1 protein-coding gene is annotated in these 586 nt (G+C 41.8%); it reads right to left on the bottom strand.

The window, feature by feature from the left end:
- Nucleotides 1-150: 150 nt before the first annotated feature.
- Nucleotides 151-586 (bottom strand): zinc ribbon domain-containing protein (locus ACP5H1_RS08610; RefSeq protein ID WP_427974134.1); only part of this gene is annotated, 436 nt, incomplete at its 5' end.

Below are 586 nucleotides of genomic sequence, written 5' to 3'. Positions count from 1 at the left end.
CAACATATCAAACAGTTGCAGTATCAGGAAATAGTATAACGTTTTCACTCTTTAAATTTTCAAGTAATGTACCTAGTCCAGGAGTTATACAAGTAGCAGAAACTGACCTCCTCCCCGCCCTAAAGGGCGAGGGTTCGGTTCCCTGAGGTCTCAAGGGTTACACCCCTTTACGGGTGCTACTCGGTTATGATCCACAATGAATGAGAGAGGGTTTTTAATTGTTGAAATCATCACGTTTGTTGCTTTCTTCATAATATTCAATGCACCGTTCAAGTCGCTGTGCAACTTATGCCCAATAGGGCAATTAATGACTCCTCTTGGATGCCTCTTAACTTCAATCCCATGATACGCACAGTATTTTGATGTATTGTATTCAACTACTTCAAACACTCTCATACCGTACTCTTGTGCCTTCAACTCAATGGCGTCAATCAACTTACGGTAAGACCACATGTTCACTGTAAACTTGTTGCCCTTGTCCTGTGCTATGTTAAAGGGATAACCTAAGTATATCGCTGAAACTCCTAGCTCATGAAGTGTCTTAACGATGTGGGATGCTAGGTTTCTGTACAGATGAAGGAGACGT

This window comes from Acidilobus sp., from assembly GCF_049973875.1.
Taxonomy (GTDB): Archaea; Thermoproteota; Thermoprotei_A; order Sulfolobales; family Acidilobaceae; genus Acidilobus.
Note: the sequence above shows the minus strand (reverse complement) of the source record. Positions and strands in the feature narration are given on the sequence as shown.